Annotated in this window: 9 protein-coding genes; 1 reads left to right on the top strand and 8 read right to left on the bottom strand. The window is 70.1% G+C overall.

Annotated features, from left to right (window positions below):
* Nucleotides 1–205: 205 nt before the first annotated feature.
* From ACWGKT_RS33240 to ACWGKT_RS33230, 3 genes are all read right to left on the bottom strand, one after another.
* Nucleotides 206–616 (bottom strand): DUF5959 family protein, encoded by a 411-nt coding sequence (locus ACWGKT_RS33240; protein ID WP_453276571.1) that lies wholly within the window; start codon nt 614–616, stop codon nt 206–208.
* 286 nt (nt 617–902) lie between these two features.
* Nucleotides 903–1313 (bottom strand): DUF7919 family protein, encoded by a 411-nt coding sequence (locus ACWGKT_RS33235; protein ID WP_453276570.1) that lies wholly within the window; start codon nt 1311–1313, stop codon nt 903–905.
* Nucleotides 1314–1394: 81 nt separating this feature from the next.
* Nucleotides 1395–8657, bottom strand: coding sequence for a putative adhesin (locus ACWGKT_RS33230; RefSeq protein ID WP_453276569.1), 7263 nt, complete (start codon nt 8655–8657; stop codon nt 1395–1397).
* 340 nt (nt 8658–8997) lie between these two features.
* Here ACWGKT_RS33230 and ACWGKT_RS33225 point away from each other — a divergent pair, with 340 nt between their 5' ends.
* Nucleotides 8998–13257 (top strand): LamG-like jellyroll fold domain-containing protein, encoded by a 4260-nt coding sequence (locus ACWGKT_RS33225; RefSeq protein ID WP_453276568.1) that lies wholly within the window; start codon nt 8998–9000, stop codon nt 13255–13257.
* Between the two features lie 69 nt (nt 13258–13326).
* Here the strand turns inward: ACWGKT_RS33225 and ACWGKT_RS33220 are convergent, their stop codons facing one another.
* The 5 genes from ACWGKT_RS33220 to ACWGKT_RS33200 are packed head-to-tail and all read right to left on the bottom strand — an operon-like array spanning nt 13327 to nt 18872.
* Nucleotides 13327–14655: a lanthionine synthetase LanC family protein gene (locus tag ACWGKT_RS33220; RefSeq protein WP_453276567.1), complete on the bottom strand. Its 1329-nt coding sequence runs from the start codon at nt 14653–14655 to the stop codon at nt 13327–13329.
* Nucleotides 14656–14711: 56 nt separating this feature from the next.
* Nucleotides 14712–15581, bottom strand: a complete 870-nt coding sequence (locus ACWGKT_RS33215) for a carbohydrate ABC transporter permease (protein WP_235457807.1) — start codon at nt 15579–15581, stop codon at nt 14712–14714.
* Nucleotides 15578–16546, bottom strand: coding sequence for a carbohydrate ABC transporter permease (locus tag ACWGKT_RS33210; protein WP_453276566.1), 969 nt, complete (start codon nt 16544–16546; stop codon nt 15578–15580). The genes ACWGKT_RS33215 and ACWGKT_RS33210 overlap by 4 nt, the downstream gene beginning before the upstream one ends.
* Nucleotides 16540–17895, bottom strand: coding sequence for an ABC transporter substrate-binding protein (locus ACWGKT_RS33205; protein ID WP_453276565.1), 1356 nt, complete (start codon nt 17893–17895; stop codon nt 16540–16542). Before ACWGKT_RS33205 ends, ACWGKT_RS33210 begins: the two co-directional genes overlap by 7 nt.
* Nucleotides 17892–18872: a GNAT family N-acetyltransferase gene (locus tag ACWGKT_RS33200; RefSeq protein ID WP_453276564.1), complete on the bottom strand. Its 981-nt coding sequence runs from the start codon at nt 18870–18872 to the stop codon at nt 17892–17894. Before ACWGKT_RS33200 ends, ACWGKT_RS33205 begins: the two co-directional genes overlap by 4 nt.
* Nucleotides 18873–18878: the final 6 nt, after the last annotated feature.

Raw genomic sequence — 18878 nt, 5'->3', positions numbered from 1 at the left:
GCCGGGGGTGGGTGGCGACCCCCCCGCGCCCGACCCGTTAGGCGATTCAGCTCACTGACGCGCAGTCACGCGGCGGTCCGGCAAGGTATCAGCCGCTGCCGGAAATCTGGCGCCACATCATCTGGCCCAAGCCCTCGGCTTCCTCCTCGCCGCCCTCGGGACCGAAGTACGCCATCCGAGAGCGCCGTGCACTGCGAACCCGAGTTCACATCTGCTCGTTGAATCGCCTGAGGCGGGTCAGTTGGTCGTCGATCCATCCCTCCTCAAGAGCGATCGGGATGCGGACGGTCACCATGGACAGTGACTCGTCGTCCACGACGACCTCCGGGCAGTCTCGCTCCCCGTCGAGCTGAATGCTGATGGTAGGGCCCCGGTCCATCTCCATCCAGACGACGTCCTGTCCCCGCTTGAGCTCGTCCAGTGCCTTCGCCCAGGAATCGAGCTTCGCGGGGGACAGCACCAGCAGCGTTCCCCCTTTGACGAACGTGCTGGTCACCTCGATCCGCGCCTCCCAGTAAGGGGAGCCCATAGGTGAGAGGACAGTGATGACGACTTCGTTCTCAAGGTCGCTCAGCCGCACAAGTTCATACGGAAACATCTTCTCTCCCTCACCCATGACCTCAGCCCACCAGGAATTGAGCGGCAGTCGACCAGCCATAATCGTCGAATGCGCTGATGTCCAGCTCAGATCCTTGCCGGTGTGCTCCGGGAGCAGCCTGGTAGTGCCAGGTTCTACTTCGAGCTGACGGGCGAGCGCGCCTGGACTTGGCCATTCGCAACGCCATCAACGCTGCCGTCAGGCAGTGATGTCATGACCACTGGCGTGGCTGAGACGACACGCCTTCTCACCTGCGTTGCACCGAAGTGCCAACTATCTCTCTGAACCCACTCGACAGTCTCGGTCAGGCCTCATCCGGCCAGCGCCTTCGGACTTCGGACCGGACGGCGTCGATGAACTCGGCGGGCGGTCCGTAGAGGTGGTCGACGATGTAGTGGATGATCAGGTTCGGGGCGACGTAAAGCACTCCGTCGTCCGAAACGGCCCTGATCTCGGCATGGCCGAGCCGGTAGGTGCTCCCCGCCCGTGCGGAGGTCGCCCTGTGTTCGGTGTACTCGGGGCAGAGCGTGCAGGTGTGATAACCCCTGCTCGCGTGTTGCCGCAGCGAACCGAGATCGATGATGTTCGCGAGGTCTTCCTCGGAGACCTCGTCGACGGCGTAGTCGTAGCCGTCCTCCAGCCAGCCGATGGTGAGGCCCTCGGGCTTTTCGTGTTCGATGAAGTCGTAGAGCGAAAAATCCGCGTAGTAGGTCATGTGTCCAATCTCGGGTGAGGCCGGGCGCCGCGGCGAAGCCGCGTGGCAGCGTTCGCCGCGACGCCCGATCGGTCGGTCAGGTCATATCTGCATTGGGTCGAACTGACGGCACATGGCCATGTGTACATCACCCATGCCCTGTTTGATCAGTGCGCTGATTCCTGTCGGACGTGTGACGGTTCTGCTCCCGCTCAGGATGTTCAGGTTGGTCGGAGGACTGAGGATGTAGTCGGGGAGGATGTCACCGGGGCCGAAGCTCTCGATCACGTCCGGTGCGTCTATCCCCCGTTCCACCGCCCGTCCCGCCGGGTCGTCGAGCGTCCTGCCGTGCCGGACGTAGAAGTGCAGTCTGGTCCCCTGGGGCACCATGAAGTTGCTCGTGTTGCGGCCGTAGGTGCCGTGCCCCGAGTACACCGGCAGCCCATCGGCACGGCGGCCGGTGGTCACACTCTCGGGACCCTTGTCCTCGACGCCGACATTCTTCTGGTCACGCCCCTTCACTTCCAGAGGCTGGTCGTTGGCGTCCTTTCGCCCGGTGCGCCGGGACGACGCTCCGCTGCCGCGGTCGTCGGCCGCCTTCCCGCTGCCGCCCGGCTCCTTGCCGCCCTTGCCGGTGCCCGCCTTCGGCGTCGACGGCGCGTCACCGTTCTTCGGGGTGGTGGGGGCCGGGTCGGCGGTCGTGGTGGTCGGCAGGTCACCGGAGAGCAGTCTCTTGACCGCTCCGACGAGGTCCTCGCCCTCCGACATCGCGAGCTTGACCGCCTTGACGGCCTTGATTCCGCTGCTGACCGCTTTGTAGGCGCCGTAGCCGTCGGCGGCGAAGGTGCCGACCACGCCGGTCCACTGGCCGGCCACGTAGGAGGTCGACCCGGTGTCGACGCCGAAGAGGTTGGCCAGCGGGTGGTCGTCGACGTAACCGGTGTGGCCGAGCTGGAACGGGGTCTCGTTGGAATAGCCCGTCCAGCCGTTGAACCACTGGTTGTCGCCGTTGACGATGCCGGCGAACCCGTTCCAGCCGTCGGAGAGTTTGTTGACGCTCCACTGCCATGGGTCGCCGACGAAGCTGTCGCCCACGCCGCAGAAGAAGTTGCCGACCGCGCCGCCCCAGTCCGAGTACCAGGCCAGGCCGTTGGGGTCGCTGCCCGAGACGGGGTTGCCGGCCGCGTAGCCGTAGCCGCCCATCTGGTTCGGGTCATCGCTCTCGAAGACCGGGTCGACCGACAGGAAGCGGCCGGTGACCGGGTCGTAGTTCCGTGCTCCGAGGAGGTTCAGACCGGAGGTGGCGTCGGCCGGCTGGCCCAGGTAGCCGTGGTTGTCGGCCCACCCGGACGGCGCGGGGCCGCGCGGGTTGCCGTACGGGTCGAAGGCGCGCCGCGTGATGGCCAGCGTGGCGCCGTCCACCTGCAGTTGGGCGGTGCCCTGCGGAGTGGTCGGCTGGTAGCTGATCCCGCCCTTGCTGGAGCGGACCGTCACCGTGCCGTCGGGGGCGCAGTAGTAGCGCAGTCCGGTGACGGACTTGGTGGCGGTGTCGAGGCTGAGCTGCTCGTTGCCGCCGAAGAGGTAGAGCGTGTTGCTGCCCGGTCCGCGCTGGATCAGCAACTGGCCGTCGGCGTCGTAGAGGTAGCCGGTCTTCTTGCCGTCGGTGGTGGTGGCGGAGGTCTGGCCCTCCTCGTTGTACTCGATCCCCTGACTGCCCGGGCGGGCTCCGGTGGTGGTCCGGGTCTTGGTGTTGCCCGCGTCGTCGTACTCCGGGGTCAGCACGGAGGTGCCGGTGGTGGGGTTGCGGGTGGTGACGGTGGACACCGCGTTGGGCCGCTTGGCGGGTGCAGTGCCGGCGCCCGGGTAGGCGAACGTCTGCGTGGTGTCCTTGGCCGCGTTGCCGGTCACGTCGTGCGCGACCTGCTGGGTGCGGTCACCGAGCTGGTTGAACTGCCAGTCCGTCCAGTACGGGGCCGGTCCGCCGATGGTGGCGGGGGATGGGGTCGACGTGGCGCACCGCGCGAGTTGGCCAGCGGTGGCCTTGGTGAGGCCCTTGGTGTCCGTCCAGGCTGTGGTCAGCCGGTCCTGCGCGTCGTAGGCGAAGCACTGGGTGTCGGCGGTCCGGTCCGTGCCGCCGCTTGAGCGGATGTCGGAGACCGCGGTGATGTTGCCGGACTGGTCGTAGCCGTAGGTGGTGTCCGAGATCGGGTTGGCGGTGTTCGTCTGCAGGCTGACCCGGTTGGTGGCCAGCCGGCCGGTCGCCTGGTCGTAGGTCTGCGCGGTGCGCAGCTGCTTCGACGGGGTGCCGACGGTTGTCTGCAGAACCTGCCCGAGCGGGCTGTAGTTGACGGTGGCGACGTACGGTCGGCTGGGCGAGCCCATGCTGACCAGGCCGCCCTGGAGGTTGTAGCCGTAGCCGACGGTCTCGGTCGGCAGACCGCCGTCGGCGCCGTACGTGGTCGCCGCCAGCAGACCGACCGTCTCGGTGTAGCTGGCCTTGGCGGTGTAAGTACCCGCCAGGGCGCCCTCGGAGTCCGGGATCACCGTGGAGGTACTGGTCGGCCGGCCCATCGAGTTGTACGAGTCGATCCGCTGGACGTAGGCGCTGCCGTTCTTGCCGCCGACGTACCGGGTGGACGCGACAGGCAGGCCCTTGCCCAGTTCGTCGTAGGTCCACTCCGCCAGCAGCTTGGACGGATCGGTCGTGCCGTCGCCCGAGTACTCGGCCTTCCGGCGGCCGAGCAGGTCGTAGGTGAAGGACAGGGTCTGTTTGCGGGCGTCGGTGGTGCGGTCCGGCCGCCCCATGTCGTCGTAGTGGGCGGTGGAGGTGCCGGAGTCGGGGTCGGTCTGGGAGACCACGCGGCCCTGCAAGTCGTAGTCGTAGGACCAGGTGTTGCCCACCGAGTCCTTGACCGTGTCGACCTGTCCGCCGGGCGTGTACGTGAAGTGCGTGGTGATGTCCGCCGTCGCCGCCTTGCCGGCGGTCCCGGTCGACCAGAGCACGGTGTTCGACGCGTCGTACACCGCGACGTTGTCGTCGGCCTGCACCTTCAGATAGCCGCCGGTGTGGCCCGACGTCTTGCTGGACCACAGGGTGGTCTTGCCGGTGGCGTCCATGACCGCGAAGTTGCCGTCGGCCTGCATGACGGCGTACGCGCCCGGCTTGCCGGCCGTGTTGGACGACCACAGCAGCTTGTCGCCGACGAGCGAGGTCAGCACCAGGTTGCCGTCGGCCTGCATGGTCAGCCGGACACCGGCGGAGACCAGCGAGGTGCCCGAGGCCAGTTTGCCGCCGCCGGTGAGCTTGCGGTCCGGCGTGGTGTCGCGCACCACCGTGGACGTGGTGCGGCCGAGCGCGTCGGTGTAGGACGTGGTGGCCTTGCCGCCCTGCGGCGGGGTGCTGTCGACCCGGTCGACGCCCTGGTAGTCCACCGACGACTGGAACAGGGTGCTGGCGAACGACGCCGTCGAGGTGGTGACCGGCCGGCCCTGCCCGTCGTACGACGTGCGCGTCACCGACGGGCCGGTGCGGTTGGTCTCCGCCCACATCGTGCTGCTCGGGGCGTGATCCTGATCGGAGTACGCCGCGATGGCGGAGACGTTCCAGCCGTGCGAGTCGTAGTAGGTGGAGGAGACCAGTCGTCCGGCCGAGTTGTCCGCGGGGGTCGACTGCGTCTGGCGGGGCTGCAGCGTGCCGTCGTAGATGGTGACGGATGTGCTGTAGGAGCCGTCCTCACGCAGGCTCTTGGACGTCACCGAGGAGGGGGTGGGGTTGTCGCCCGCGCCGTGGACGTCGTAGCTGTAGATCCGGTTCGGGCTCTGGCTGTCCTTGTCGCGCCCGGCGCCCCAGACCTTCTCCCGCCGCCCGAGCGCGTCGTAGGTCGCGTCGGTGGCCTGCTTGTTGACGTCCACCGCGTGGGTGACCGAGCCGCGGCCCGGTGAGACCGTGCTGGTGGCCGTCCACTTCAGCGGGTTCGTCGTGGACAGGTTGGTGGGCAGGATGCCCGCATCGGGCTCGTACGACGAGGTCGTCGTGTTGCCCGCCGCGTCCGTGTTCGCGACGACCCGGCCGTACTTGTCGTACGACATTCCGCCGAGCGTCTGGAACTTCGGGTCGCCACTCGCGTCGTACGAGGTGACCGACTGGGTCGCGGTCACCAGGCCGAGCGAGTCGCCGTTCTGGCCGAGCTTGCCGAGGGTGCCGACCTTGTCGACCGAGCCGTCCCCGTCGTAGAAGATGCGCTTGTCGGAGAGGGTGGTGTCCTTGCCGGGGGCGGTACCGCAGGGCCCGGCGACGCTGATGGTCTCCTTGGGATAGACCAGCATCATCGGGTTGTCGGACGGCGCGTCGGCGTAGGACGTGGTGGTGCAGGTCTCCTGTGCGGGCTTGGAGATGTCGCCCTCGTCGTGGACCTTCCAGGTCCGGCCCTTGTCGTCGAAGGTGGTGCCGGAGCGGGTGGTCCGCCAGGTGCCGTCGGAGAGCAGCCCCATCGTGCGGGACGAGGTCGCCGTGATCCGGCGCGCCGTCATGTCCGGCAGGGTGGAGAGCTTGTCGGGCTTGGGGTCCTCGGACGTCCACGCCGTGCGGTCCCGGGAGGCGGTGACCTTGGAGGTGGGCGGGTCGGTCAGGGTGCGGCCCACGACGGTGCCGCCGGCCTTGGTGTAGTTCAGGGCCTGGTAGGGGGTGCCGGCCAGCCAGGGGCTGTCGGTGATCTCCTCGTCCACGGCGTTCTTGACCTTGACGCTGCGCCTGGACCCGTCGGACTTGTAGTCGCCGTCCATACCCTGGAGGTAGGAGACGGTGTTCTGGGTGATCGGGTCCGGCGCCGCGCCGGTGGTGGTGGTGACGGTGCGGAAGCCCCGGAAGTCGTTCCAGGTCCGGTGCTTGTCGTCGGTCAGGTCGGAGTCGTCGCGGTGCCAGGCCGCGCCGCCGCTGTAGGTGTAGTTGGTGACCTTGGCGGGGGAGCCCGCCTTGGTGCGGTCGCTGTCGGTGACCTGGGCGACCAGCGTCTTGTGGAACCAGTCCTCGATGGGCTCGACGCCGCCGGGCGTGTTCCAGAACACCGGGAAGCAGGCCATCGTGTTGCTGTCGGCCGAGTCCGGCATGTGCTTCTTCTCGCGGGAGCACTCCGGCGCGCGGTAGGTGACGGCGACCGACTCGCCGGTCTCGGTCTGCACGCTGGAGATCCGCGGGTGGAACAGCGGCGGGGCGGCCGGGGTCAGACCGTCCACGCGGTTGTCCATCTCGATGCCGACGAACGTGATCGGGTCGAGGGTGATCGGCTTGTCGCCGCCGGCCGAGGTGTCCTTGCCGGTGTGGACGATGGAGGACAGCCACATCACCGACTGCAGCGAGCCGGTGCTCTTCGGGTCCTGGGTGTTTCCGGTGACCGGGTCGTAGGTGCCGCCCGCGTCCGAGAACACGTGCTTGAGGTCGTAGCTGTCGACGTCCTGCCAGCCGGAGGCGGTGCGCACCGAGGTGTCGATGCCCTTGAGCCGGTACGTCGACCAGAAGGTCGGGCCGCTGATCAGGCAGACGCCGTCGGTGTCGTCGTCCTTGACCTTGTTCTTCCAGTCGGACTCGCAGTGCAGGTCGTACGGGGTGTCCGGCCAGTCCTTCGCGGTCTTGGAGGAGAGGTTGTCCGCCTTGCAGACCGTGTCGGAGGTGGTGCAGCGCTGCGCGGTGCGGAAGACCACCTTGGCGGCCGGTTCACGGCCCGCCTTGGCATCGGCCAGCTGGTAGCCGTACGAGACCTGGGTCAGGTGGCCGCCGCGGACGTACTTGGTGATCTTGCCACCCTTGTCGTCCTCGGCGACCTGGCCGTAGCCCATGTTGTAGTAGTTGGACTCGGTCGCCCAGTCGTAGCGCTGCACGTTGCCGTGCGGGTCGACGACGAAGTCGAGGTTGAACCGGTAGCCGACCGGCTTGTCGCACTGGGAGTCGTCGCCCTTGTCCGAGTCGTGGCAGGGGTCGCCCGACTTCGGGTGGTAGATCGGCACGCCCCAGGCGCTGTTCGTCGCGTCGTCGTCGGTCGTGCCGGGGGCGTGGTTCAGGCCCAGGTAGTAGGCGGTGCCGTCGGTCGTGGTGACCTTGAAGTACTCGCCGTCCCACAGGCCGTTGGACGCTCCCGTGAGCCGCTGGATCCGGGTGCCGTCGTCGGCCTGGAGGTGGTACTCGCCGTCCGAGTCGCGCACCAACTGGCCGTTGTGGGTGCCCAGTTGGATGGTGGCGTTCCAGCCGCCCCAGCACTCGTCGCCGGAGTCCTTGATGCCCTGGTCCTTGCAGCTCTTGTACGAGCGCTCGATGAACCCGGGGCTGTAGGACCAGCCGTCGCCGACCCAGGAGGACTGGGAGTTGCGCGCCGAGGTCTCGCCGTCCACCGACTGCGAGTCGTAGGACAGGCCGACGTTGGGCGCCTCACCGCCGAGGGAGGGCGGCACCGTGATCGGGTAGTTGTACGTGAAGGCACCCGAGGCCGAGGAGGACCAGGCGCCCGAGGCCGACAGCGAGGTGGCGCCGAAGTTGCCCTGCGAACCGCTGCTGCCCGACACCGCAGCGACCGCCATACCGGAGGAGGCCACGGCGGCGCGGGCGGAGGGAGCGGCGCGCCTGCCGGTCGGCTTGGCGCCGGTACCGGCGGGCACCGCGAGGGTGCCGGTCACCTTCCGGGACCGCGGGTCGTTGACCGACTCCAGCGGTGTGCGAGTGCGGCAGGCGGCGAGTTGAGGCGTTGTCAGGGCGCAGGCGGGCATCGCCACCAGGCGCAGCCGGGAGGCCCAACCACCGCCGTAGGCCTGCGCGACGGCGCCGTAGTCCAGCGAGACGGACACGCCGCCGGCGCCGGTGCGGTGGTCGGCGCGTGACAGGCCGACCAGCAGTCCGTCGACGCCGGCCTTCTTCGCCTGTCCACGGCCCGCGAGTTGTACCCGTACCGCGCCGGCCGGGTCCACCGGGGCGCTGCGGCCGACGAGTGCGCGGGCGCGGCCGCCGATCGCGGACGGCGCGGCGGGCGACAGCGAGACGGGCAGCGAGGCGGCCTTCACGGTGCCGCCTGCGGCGGCCGCGGACCGGCCGCGTACCTGGTGCGCCTTGCCGAGGTCGACGGTCGCGGTGGCGCCGGCGGGCCACTTCGGGGTCTTCACCTCGTGCCGGGCGAGCTTGCGGGCGCCGGGCGGCGGGGTGGGTTGTTCGAGGCCGGGGCTGTCCGCGGGGTGCCCCGGGACCATCGGCTGTTCGGGCAGCGGATCCGCCGCCCACACTTCGTCCTTGTACTGGTAACCGCCGACTACGACATCGGCGATGGCTGGCTGAACAGCCAGCGAGAAGGCGGCGGTTGTCGCGATCCAGACTGTCGCCCGCCGCAACCATGCCCGTTTTTGGGCACCTTGAATTCCGCGCGGTCTTGCGCGCATGTGTGATCCCCCATGAGAAGTGTCCAGAAGCCGAGTTGATCAGTGGTCAGCTGACGACTCGTCTGGTCCGATCGGAACCGTATTGCCATGGCATGGACGCAGCAATACCCTTCCTCAGCGGTCACAACGTTCTCGGCCTCCACACACGTCCCTCATGAGTCCTTCACAGCAGGGCAAGGCGGGGAGAAGCGCCGCAAATCCGACACGCGACGGCCCTCGGGGGGACGCGCCCTGTGAGAAGGACCACAGGGGTGCGCCGGGGGCGTCGCCCACGCTCCTCGAAAGGCGATTCATGGGGGAGTACACCCGCGTCCGGAGTCATCCGGCGCGCAATCTGACACGCCGTCTGGCGCTGTCGGCGGCCGTCACCGGCCTGCTGCTCGGCGCTGTCGGCCCGGTCGCGGCGGCAGGCCCGCCCGCGTCGGCGGCTGCCGACGGCGCGGACGGCTCGCCGCTCGCGACCGCCAGCGCCGAGGCGGCCAGAACCGGACAGCCGGTCACCGTCGATCAGTTGACCACTGAGACCGCGGAGACCGTCGCCAACGCGGACGGCACCTTCACCCTCACCACACACCTGCAGCCCGCCCGCGTCCGCAAGGACGGTGACTGGACGGACGTCGACCCCGGCCTGACCCGGAACTCCGACGGCACGTTCTCCACCAAGGCCACTCCGTCGGCACTGACCTTGTCCGGCGGCGGCGACGGGCCGCTCGCCACCCTCGTCGACGACGCCGGTCACCGGCTGTCGTACACCCTCCCGTTCCGCCTGCCGGCCCCGGTCGTCAGCGGTGCCGGCGCGCAGTACAGCGACGTGCTGCCGGGCGTCGACCTCAAGGTGACCGCCACCGACCAGGGTGGCTTCCACGAGGTCCTGATCGTCCACGACGCCAAGGCCGCCGCCAACCCCGCCCTCGCCTCACTCCGGCTGACCACCGGGACGAGCGACGGCATGGCCGTGAGCGCCGACCGGGACGGCCGGGTGAGCGCCACCGCGGCGGACGGCACCAACCTCTTCAGCTCGCCCACCCCGATCATGTGGGACTCGTCCGGCGCACCGGACGCCACTACGGTGCCGAAGACCGCGGCCCGCCGCTCCGCCCGCGCGGCCGGCGCCGCGTCGACGGGTGCCACCGGTGAGACCACCTCGACCGCGGAACAGCCGGGCAGCGCCGCACAGGTGAAGCCGATCGGCGTCACCGCGGAACCGGGCGCGCTCACCCTCACCCCCGACGCGGACCTGCTCGGCGGCAAGGGCACGGTCTGGCCGGTCTACATCGACCCCTACACCAGCCCGATCACGAGCAAGAAGAGCCACTTCATCACCGTCAAGGAGGGCTGCCCCTCACAGAGCCCGTACGACGACGCGCAGGACAATGGCGAGGGGGTCGGCTACGAGCACTGGCGGAACTGCTTCGGCCTCAACCGGGCGTACTACGAGCTCAACACCGGCAACCTCACCAAGTCGATGGTGATCTCCAAGTCCGTCGTGCACCTCACCTCGACCTACGGCGCCTCCTTCGACTGCGACAACGAGACGGGCGTGCGCCTCGCGACGGTGTCGGGGATCAACAAGAACACCGACTGGGACCACCAGCCCAAGCTCGCGGGCGACGGCTACATCGGTGGTACGCAGAAGGTCAAGAGCTCCAACTTGAGCCAGCACTGCGGCGACCACGACGTCAACTTCGACGTCACCGGCCAGATCAAGAAACTGGCGGGCAAGGACGACAGCTGGACCTTCGGCCTGTGGGGCAACGAGTCCAAGTCCTCCAGCAACTACGACTTCGTGCGGTTCGCCACCAACCCGTATCTGACCACGGTGTTCGACATCGCGCCCTCGGAGCCGGACCGTCTGGGCACGACCCCGGCCACGATCAACCCCGCGAGCAACGGCTGCGACGGTGCGGCAGACGGCTGGATCGGCCAGTCGGGGCTCGCCGGCAACACCTCCGACATCACGCTGAACGCGCACCTCAACACCGACATGCACGGGGTCAACCTGCGCGCCCACTACGAGGTCTGGGACACCAAGGTCGCGGACGACGACGGCGGCTCCACCAGCAAGGGCAAGCCGTCGAGCGGCTGGGTCAGCGACGGCGGCACCACCCGGGTCAACATCGGCTTCAAGGTCGCGGACGGCCACCAGTACGGCTGGCACGTCAGGGCCGACGACGACACCCTGATGAGCGACTGGTCGCCGAACTGCTACTTCAAGATCGACCTCAGCGCACCGAGCATCCCCTCCTTCACCGACTCCGCGGTCTTCCCTCCGCTCGGCGCGGACCAGGCGCCCACCGGCCACGCCGGTGACGAGGGCGTCAAGATCAAGGTGACCGCGAACGACCCCACGCCCACCGGCTGCACCCGGGGCAGCTGCGTCAGCAGCGGCATCGACCGGTTCGAGTACTCGCTGGACGCGAACATCCCCGGCAGCGGCGCCGCCAAGGTGGACGCGGTGGCCGGCAGCGGCGGCACCGCCACCGCGGAGGTCCCGGTCGTGCTGAGTGCCGCACAGTGGGGCGCGCACACCCTCTTCGTCCGGGCGGTCGACAACGCGGGCAACACGCAGGGCACGGTGGCCCAGTACAGCTTCTTCGCCCCCTGGAACCCGAAGACCAAGGTCACCGCGGGGGACCTCGACGGCGACGCCGTCCCCGACCTGGCCGCCCCCACGACCGACGGCGACCTGGTCCTGGTCCGCGGCAACGCCGACCCAGCCGCCCCGCCCACCACGATGTCGGCCAAGGCGCAGAGCCCGGACGGCACCGGCTGGGACAACTACCTGGTCGCCCACCGCGGCACCGCCACCGGCAGCAACGTGGACGACCTGTTCGCCTTCGACAAGAAGACCCACGAGCTGTACCTCTACCCCAACGACGCCGTCACCCCCGGCGGCAGCGCCGGACACTTCACCCTGACCCAGAACGTCATCCCGATCCGGGACTCCAAGTCCTGCCCCGCCAAGGGCTCGGACGGCACCTGGAACAACGTCACGCAGATCCTGGCGCCCGGCAAGCTGGCCCAGTTCGCGGACGTGCCCGACCTGATCACCGTCGACAACGGGGAACTCTGGTACTACCCCGGCACCTTCCAGGCCGGCTGCAACCTCGGCCAGGGCGTGAAGATCGGCACCGGTGACTGGTCCGACACCACCCTGCTCGCCCCGGGCCGCGTGGGCGGCGTCCCGACCCTGTGGGCCCGCGACAACGCCACCGGCGCGATCAGCAGTTACCCGCTGACCTTCGCCGCGGGCGTCCCGACCGCCGAACTGGCCGCCCCCCGGCACGCGCCGCTGGTCTCCGGCGTGCTCGACACCAGCAACAAGAACCTCTGCCTGGACATCGCCGGCTCCCGCACCGCCAACGGCACCGCGGCGCAGATGTACACCTGCAACGGCAGTGACGCCCAGAACTTCATTCTCGGCACCGACCACACCGTGCACGTGCTGGGGAAGTGCCTGGACGTCGTGAAGGGCGGCACCGACAACGGCACCCTGGTACAGCTCTACCAGTGCAACAACACCGGTTCCCAGGAGTGGGTCCCCGGCCCGTACGCGGGCACGCTCAAGAACCCGCAGTCCGGCCGTTGTCTCGCCGACCCCAAGAGCGACCGTGACCCGCGTACCCAGGTCGTCATCTGGGACTGCATGAACATCGCCGACCAGAAGTGGGCCGCCACCAGCGGCAATGCGCTGCCCGCCGCGCAGTCGGTGCTCCCGGTCGGAGTCGGCGAACAGGACTACCCGACCGCCGGCTCCCCGGGCGACGTCCAGGGCACCGGCTTCCCGGCGCTCTATGCCACCTCTCGCTCCGGCCGGATGGTCGAGTACCCCGGCGCCGCGGCCGACGGCGGACTGGCGCAGTTCACTGCCCCGATCAGCATCGGCCACGTCCACCGGCCCGCAGACTGGTGGAAGCTGGACGGCACCGCGGACAGCGTCCGCCCCGCCAACAGCCTCACCCTGAGCGGCGGCGCCACCGTGACCACCGACCCCGCACGGGGCAGTGCGCTCACTCTCAACGGCAGCACCAGCTACGCGGCCACCTCGGGTCCCGTGCTCGACACCAGCCGCAGCTACACCGTCTCGGCCTGGGCCAACCTGGACAGCCTGACCGCGAACTCCACCTTCGTCTCGCAGTCCGGCACCAGCGCCAACGGCTTCCAGCTGTACTACTCCGCCGGCGCCCACGCCTTCGCCTTCGGCCGTGCCCACGCGGACGCCGAAACCACCTTCACCGCGGCCTACGGCCCCACCACGGGGGCGCAGAGCCCGAAGGCCAACAAGTGGTTCCATCTGGTGGGGGTCTTCGACGCCGACACGCAGCAGTTGCGTCTCTACGTCAACGGCGACCTGGCCGACACCGCCGCCTACGACGGCACGCTCTGGAACGCGGCCGGACCGCTGCAGATCGGGCGCCGGATCTCCAAGGGCGCCTACGGGGAGTACACCGACGGCAAGGTGGCCGACGTGCAGCTCTTCACCGAGGCTCTCACTCCGGGCGGCGTCGCCTCACTCGACAGGAACCGCCCGGTTCCCACCCAGCTCTCCTGAGCCCAGGGTTCCGTACGCGGCGGCCTGCCCACCCCGGCAAGGGGCGGGCAGGCCGCCGTACTCGTGCTGTCACAAGGCCGTGGCGCGCAGCCGTTCCGGTACGGCCCACCACTGGTCCGGGCGGTCCACGATGGGGGCGTTCGGGCCCGTGTCGGTGTAGCGGGCCAGGCGTAGGAGGAAGGCCGCGATGCCTGCCGCGCCCTGCATCCAGGCCGTGCCGGGGGGCAGCAGCGGTGGGTCCTTGCGGTGTTCCAGGAAGCGCCAGCGGGCGCCCGCCTCATCCCGGACGGCCCGGTTCACCAGGGCCTCGCCCATCCGGTGCGCCGCCTGCTCCAGGGTTTCCCTGCGTGCCGGTGCGGGGCAGTCCTGGGCGGCGTCCAGGAGTACGTCTCCGACGCCCGCCGTCCCGCAGCAGCGGCCGTCGTTGTCCCAGAAGCCGGGGCGCAGGCGCTCGGGCAGGCCCGACGTGAGGATCGAGGTCAGACAGCGCTGCCGCAGGTCGTCGACCTCGTGGCCCGCGACCTCCGTGACCCCCGCGTGCGCCAGTGCCGCGAACAGGTGCGAGGTGCCGGCCGGGCCGTGGCACCACGTGTACGTCACCGGTTCCACCTCCCGGGTCGACGGCGGGATCGTGTGCGGGACGACGAAGCCGCCGTCCTCCAGCGATCCGACCGACAGGACGTGCCGGGCTCCCTGGACCGCCGCCTCGACGAAGTCGCTCCGGCCCAACTCGGCGCCCGCCACCGCCAGTGCGGCCGCCACCCCGGCGGTGCCGTGCGAGTAGTTGGGCGCCCGCGATGTCCTGCCCGGCGTCATGCCCCAGTCCAGGCCCGCCTCCGTGCGGTCCGCCGCGCGCAGCAGGGCCTCACCGCCCGTCGTCGCGATCGCCCCGGTGAACTCGCCGCGCGCCCAGACCGCCGTCATCACCACGCCCGCGCTGCCCATGATGATGTCGGTGAGGGGCGCGTCGGAGCCCGGATCGAATTCGAGTGTGGTCTTCCAGCCCTCGGCAGTCGCGAGGTCGGCCAGCCGCCGCAGCGCGACCGCCTCGGAGCCCGGGGCGAGAAGGCGCAGCGCCGTGGCGTCGCCCGCGAGGCCGTCGTACAACGAGGCTTCCGTCTTCTCCCCGGCCTGTGCCGACAGCCGGGTCACGATGCCGGTCGCCAGCGCCCGTTCCCTCGCGGTCGGTTCCCGGTACCGCGCGATCTCGGCCAGCACCGGGGCCAGCCCGGAGATCCCCGCGTACAGCGAGTCGCGGTCCTTGGCCGGTGCCGCCGCTTCCGGGCCGTCCTCCGTCACCGTCTCCGGCAGCCACGGGCCCTCGTCCTCGCGCAGCTGGTCCAGCACCCACGACCAGGCGGCCTCGCCCACGTCCCGATACGCCTCGCTCTTCAGCATCCGGCCACGCTACAGCCCGCCGCACGGGCCGGCGCGAGCCGCGGACGCGGCGCCCGTCACTTGAGGCCGCTGAGCATGACGCCGCGGATGTAGTACTTCTGCAGCAGCAGGAAGAGGGTCAGGACCGGCAGGATGCTCAGGACGAGGCCGGCCATGACGATGGGCAGCGTGCGGGTCGGGTCGACGTAGTCCTGGAGGAGCTGGATGCCGACGGGCAGCGTCATCACGTCCGGGTTGGCGGTCGACACGAGCAGCGCCCAGATGTACTCGTTCCAGGCGTCGACGAAGGTCAGCAGCCCGAGCGTCACCAGGACCGGCTTGGTCTGCGGCACCACGATCCGCCACCACACGGCGAACTCGCCGGCCCCGTCGATGCGCGCGGCCTCCAGGACCTCGTCCGGGATCGAGACCATGAACTGGCGCATCAGGAAGATCCCGAAACTGCTGACCAGGAACGGCATGGCGAGCGCCACGATGCTGACGGTCAGGCCCGCGCCGCCGCGCCCGAACAGGTCGTTGCCGCCCGCCAGCGGCCAGTGCACCAGGATCAGGAAGTGCGGGACGAAGAAGAGGAACGGAGGGAACATCATCGTCGACAGCACCAGGCGGAAGATGAACTTCCGGCCGGGGAAGCGGAGTTTGGCGAGCGCGTAGCCGGCGAGCGACGACGTGAGCAGCACCGACCCGGTGATCACTCCGGTGGCGACGACGCTGTTGCGGAAGAGCACCGGCAGATCGAGCTGGTCGATCGCCGCGCGGTAGTTGGACAGGTCGAACGCCTCGGGCAGGAACCGGTACGGCAGCGTGCCGGACTCGCCGGGCCCCTTGAACGACGTCATCAGCATGTCGAGGAACGGCACCACCGTGAGCACGGCGCCGGTCACCACCAGCAGATACGAGAACCACGGGAAACGGCGGCGGGTCATGCGTCCTCCCCCTTGCGCCGGAACATCCACAACTGCGCCAGGGTGGCCGCGAGGACCACCACGAACAGGGCGAAGGCGGCGGCGCTCGCGGTGCCCCAGTCGCCGTACGAGAAGGCCTGCCGGTACATCTCCAGTGCGGCCACGTTGGTCGCGTCCCCCGGCCCGCCCCTGGTCATCACGATGATCAGCGCGAACGACTGCAGGCCGGTGAGGAACTGGGTGACGCACACGAACAGCAGGGACGGCCGCAGCAGCGGCAGCGTGATCTTCCAGAAGACGGTGACGGGCCCGGCGCCGTCGAGCGCGGCGGCCTCGTAGTACGACTCGGGAATCGACTTCAGCCCGGCGGTCAGGATGAGGATCGCCGAGCCGACCGAGGCCCAGGCCTGCACGACCACGACCGCGGGCAGCGCGGTGTCCGGGTCCTGGAGGAACGCCACCGAGCCGAGCCCGAGGGCGTTCAGGACGCCGTTGACCAGGCCGCCCGGCTCGTACATGTACTTCCATACGTTGCCGACGGCGACGACGGTGGTGACGATCGGCAGGAAGTACAGGGTGCGCCACAGCCCCTGGAAGCGCAGCTTGTCGATGCAGGTGGCGACGACCACCGCGCCGGAGAGCGCGAGGGCCACGGTGCCCAGGGCGAACAGCAGCGTGTTGGTGAGGATCGGCGTCAGGAACGTCGACCCGTCCGCGAAGAGATCGGCGAAGTTGTCCAGGCCGACCGGGTCGATGTCGCCGAGGTCGAACCCGGCCCAGCGGGACATCGACAGCAGCAGCGCGAAGCCGAGCGGCAGGATCAGGAAGACCGCGTAGAACAGCAGCGTCGGCACCAGGAAGAGGTAGGCGACGACGGCCTGGCGGCGCCGCTGCCGGGTGCGGCCGCGGCCGTCGTCGGCGGGTCCGGCGGACGGCGGGCCGAGTGCCGTCCGCTCCTGCGCTTCCGGCGCCAGGGCGTTCACCATGAGCGCGACACCTCCTGGTCGACCTGACGGCGGGTGGTGCGCAGCGCCTCGTCGACCGACCGCTGGCCGGTCCACAGCGCCTCGATGTTCTTGCGCAGCAGCGACTTGGCCTGCTGCGCGCCGGGCACGTTCGGCTCCGGCACCGCGTACGCCAGCGCGTCCAGGAACGGGCGCAGGTTGGGATCGCCGCCTTGGCCGAGGAGCGTGTGCATGTCGTCGGCGCGGCCGGTGAGGGAGCCGACCGACACCTGCAGGGAGCTCATCCGGGTCGCCGTCGCACCCGTCCCGGCGCCGTTCCCGGCGCCCTTCACGCCTACCTTCTCGGTGTTCAGCCAGCGCAGGAACTCCCAGGCCTCGCGCGGGTACTTGGCGGCCGCGTTGACCCCGAGCATGAAGCCGGTGGAAAGCGTGGCGGGCCGGTCGTCCGCCTCGGGGAGGGGTACGGGCGCGACGCCGACATCGCGGTAGTCCTTGCCCATCAGGCCCTTCAGGTTCGTGGTCCACCAGCCGGCGCTGACCACCATGGCCACCTGCCCGGAGGCGAACGCCTGGTAGACGTTGACGCCGGGGGCGCTCGCGCCTCTGACGACCAGGCGGTGCTCCAGGTCGAACACGGCCCGGCCGGCCGGCGAGTCGATGGCGGTGCTCCTGCCGTCCGCGGAGACGAACCTGCCCCCGGCGGCGTTGAGCAGCGCGAGCGTCTGGCCGACGGTGGTGGAGTCGTCGTACGTCGAGAGCCCGAACCCCTGGATGAGCGTGTTGCCGTACGAGTCCCGCCGGGCGGTGCGGTAGGCCGCGTCCTCCAACTCCCGCCAGGTGCGCGGAGGGCGGTCGATGCCGGCCGCGCGCAGCAGCCGCTTGTTGTAGTAGAGGGCGTACGTCTGCATCTCGGTGGGGTAGCCGTAGACCTTGCCCTCCACCGACGCGGAGCCGACCGCGGCCGCGCCGTAGCCGCGTCCGATCTCCTCGGCGTGCTCCGGTGGGGCGGGCCGCAGTACGCCGGCCCGGACGAGCTGGCCGTTCCACAGGCAGTACGGGTGCAGGATGTCGGTGCCCTGGCCCGCGGCCTGCCGGACCATGAACGTGGTCAGCAGGTCCGTGAACTCGACGGCCTTCGTGCGCACCTTGACCCGGTCGTGGGTGGCGTTCCACTCGTCGACCGGGCCCTGCAGGGCCGCCTTGAGTTCTCCGCTCGCGTAGTGGGAGAGCAGGGTGAGGACGATCGGGTCCCCGGGACGTCCGGTGCCCTGGTGCGGCGCGGCGCATCCGGAGGCGAGCAGCGCCGAGGGGAGCGCGAGCGCGAAGTGACGGCGGCTCAGGCCCCGGGCGGGTGGCGGTGACGGTGTCATCCGGTGGCCTCCCTGCGCAGCACGCGGAACACCCGGGTCGTGCGGAAACCGGCCGCGCGGTACAGGTGCCCCGCCGGGGACCGTTCGCCGGTCCACAGGAACCAGGCGGAGTGCGCGCCGCGCGCCCGCATCCGCTCCAGGACCAGGTGGAGCAGGACCTTGCCGAGTCCGGTGCCGCGCATCTCCTCCAGCACCCCGAACGGTCCGAACCGCTCGTCCGCCGACTCGTACGCCCCGTGCATCGCCCAGCCGACCAGACGGCCCGAAGGGTCCCGGGCGACGACGATCCGGTCGAGCGGTGTGCCCGAGGCCAGGCACTGGCGGATCGCGCGCGCCCAGTCCGGGGTGAAGTGGTGCCCGGCGAGCGCGACCAGCTCCACCAGGTCGTCATCGGCCGGGGTGGCGAACCGGTGGCCCCGTGCCGTCAGTTCCTCCAGGCGGTGAGCGGCGTCGTCCGGGAAGCGGTAGCCGACCAGAGTGCGGTCCATCGCCGCCGCCTCGTACAGCGTGCGAAAGCCGAGCGACTCAAGGAGCCCCGCCGCCTGTGGGTACGTCTCGGCGTCCAGGCCGGGGAGGAGGTAGTTCGGGGTGTACGAGGAGAAGTCGACCCGGGTGCGGCCGTGGCCGTGGAGCCAGTCGAGGGCGTCGGTCAGCAGCCGACGGCCGAGGCCGCGCCCGCGGGCGGTCGGGTCGACGAAGAAGAACGGGATCCAGCCCTGCTCCGGCTCCAGGTCGGTGCCGGTCATCGGGGTCAGCCGGCGCACCGCGTAGGCGGCGCCGACGACACGGTCGCCGTCGACGGCGATCCGCAGCCCCTCCGGATCGAAGTTGGCGTCGAGCAGCACCAGGGAGCGGAAGCGGTCCGGGGTGATGGGGTCGACGGGTGCGCTGCGGCGCCACGCCTCCACCAACGGCGGGCCGTCGCCGGCGCGAAAGCCACGCGACCGTGCCCGGGTCGTCGTCGTGCGATCCGTCATCGACGG

This window comes from Streptomyces sp. NPDC054794, from assembly GCF_053611585.1.
Note: the sequence above shows the minus strand (reverse complement) of the source record. Positions and strands in the feature narration are given on the sequence as shown.

Bases quoted from the DNA above. Each gene is read 5' to 3' on its own strand.
- ACWGKT_RS33220 (WP_453276567.1), bottom strand. From the start codon at position 14,655: ATGCTGAAGAGCGAGGCGTATCGGGACGTGGGCGAGGCCGCCTGGTCG.
- ACWGKT_RS33240 (WP_453276571.1), bottom strand. From the start codon at position 616: ATGGGTGAGGGAGAGAAGATGTTTCCGTATGAACTTGTGCGGCTGAGC.
- ACWGKT_RS33235 (WP_453276570.1), bottom strand. From the start codon at position 1,313: ATGACCTACTACGCGGATTTTTCGCTCTACGACTTCATCGAACACGAA.
- ACWGKT_RS33205 (WP_453276565.1), bottom strand. From the start codon at position 17,895: ATGACACCGTCACCGCCACCCGCCCGGGGCCTGAGCCGCCGTCACTTC.
- ACWGKT_RS33225 (WP_453276568.1), top strand. From the start codon at position 8,998: ATGGGGGAGTACACCCGCGTCCGGAGTCATCCGGCGCGCAATCTGACA.
- ACWGKT_RS33210 (WP_453276566.1), bottom strand. From the start codon at position 16,546: ATGGTGAACGCCCTGGCGCCGGAAGCGCAGGAGCGGACGGCACTCGGC.
- ACWGKT_RS33215 (WP_235457807.1), bottom strand. From the start codon at position 15,581: ATGACCCGCCGCCGTTTCCCGTGGTTCTCGTATCTGCTGGTGGTGACC.
- ACWGKT_RS33200 (WP_453276564.1), bottom strand. From the start codon at position 18,872: ATGACGGATCGCACGACGACGACCCGGGCACGGTCGCGTGGCTTTCGC.